Source organism: Knoellia sp. p5-6-4 (genome assembly GCF_029222705.1).
Lineage (GTDB): Bacteria > Actinomycetota > Actinomycetes > Actinomycetales > Dermatophilaceae > Pedococcus_A.
The window spans coordinates 1-1,430 of the sequence record NZ_JARGZF010000007.1; the positions used below are offsets into that span (position 1 = coordinate 1).

The window sequence follows — 1,430 nt, forward strand, 5'->3', positions numbered from 1 at the left end:
CTCATGGCACCCCTTTAGGTCAAGACACCGCGGGGACGAGGGTTCTAGGCTTGCTGGTGGCGGGTCCGGGAAGTGGCTTGTCCGAAGAGCCGGTGTTGGGCTGTGAGCCGGTCGCGCTGGAGTCAGAGTCGTGGCCCAGGTGCCCTCCCGGACCCGTCGCCGAGCCGTGGTCGCGTCGGTTCTGGTCGGCCAGCATGCGGGCGTACACGACGTTGGACAGGCGACGTTTCAGGGCGCGCATCGCCATCATCGAGGGTGTGCCGCCAGCCTTTCTGGCGTCGTAGAACTCCCGCCCTGGGGTGGGGTTGCGCAGCTGCACGACGGCCATGATGTGCAGCGTCCGGTTGATCCGGCGGTTCCCGGCCCGGGACAGCCGGTGCCGCTGTTGAGCACCGGAGGAGGCGTCCAGGGGTGCCGTGCCGTTCCACGATGCGAACCGGTTCTTGTCGCGGAAGCGGTGGATGTCGCCGACATCGGCGAGCAGCCGTGCCGCGCCGGTGGGCCCGATCCCGGTCAGCTCCATCAGGGTCGAGCCGCGCTCGGTGACCAGTGCCGCCAGGTCCTTCTCGGCCGTCTTGATCTTGCGGTCGATGGCCTCGATCTCGGTGACCAGCTCGACCGCGAGTCGGCGCCTCGTCTTGCCGACCAGGTCCCGCGGCTTGGTGGTCGCGAGCAGCGCCCGGGCCTGTGGCGCGGACAGGAACCGGTTGGCGCCACCGGGAAACAGCTCCAGCAGCAGCCGATGCAGCCGGTTGATCGTCTGGGTGCGGGCCCGTCCGAGCTCGTCGCGTCGCTCGACGAGCAGCCCCATCACCACCAGCTCGTCGTCGACGGTCACCGGGCGCAGGCCGGGGTCGGCCGGTGCGTACAGCGCGGCCAGGGCGACCGAGCGGGCGTCGACCGGGTCGGTCTTGCGGCCGTTGCCGGTGGCGAACACCCGGACCTGCGCCGACAGCTTCGACGGCACGTCGACGACGACCTCACCGTCGTGGACCAACCGGTGCGCGATGTGCTTGCCGATGCCGTTGCAGCCCTCGACCGCCCAGACCCGCTCCGGGTGCCGACGGCCGGCGGCGAGCAGGTCGGCGTAGCCGGCCTTGTCCGTGCCGAACCGTCCGACTGCCAAGCGTCGCCCGCTCTGGTCGATCACCTCGATCGTGGCCGAGCGCTTGTGCGGGTCCATCCCGATGATGACGCCCATGCTCTCCTCCTTCACTCGCCGTTGATGTGAAGCGGGGAGGGCATTGCTACTTCGAGCCGGACAAACCCCTTTCGAGCCTCTCCTCGCGCGGTGCCCGACGAGGACGCATGCCATGAGAGAGCCACACCAATGACACCGGTGGGCAGCCGCATTGAGAGAGCGCCTCGCCGAGCACCTGGACCGAGTCTGGCCAGACACCGATCCTGCGACCAGTCTCTAAGTAGCCGCA

The 1,430-nt window shown here is 69.2% G+C and carries 1 protein-coding gene; it reads right to left on the reverse strand.

Features of this window, described 5'->3' with window-relative positions; genetic code table 11:
- Positions 1–19 precede the first annotated feature (19 nt).
- Positions 20–1,201: an IS110 family transposase gene (locus P2F65_RS18425; protein ID WP_275811369.1), complete on the reverse strand. Its 1,182-nt coding sequence runs from the start codon at positions 1,199–1,201 to the stop codon at positions 20–22.
- Positions 1,202–1,430 lie beyond the last annotated feature (229 nt).

What these genes read in the sequence shown, in the direction of transcription:
- P2F65_RS18425 (WP_275811369.1), bottom strand. Translation starts at nt 1,201, where the DNA reads ATGGGCGTCATCATCGGGATGGACCCGCACAAGCGCTCGGCCACGATC.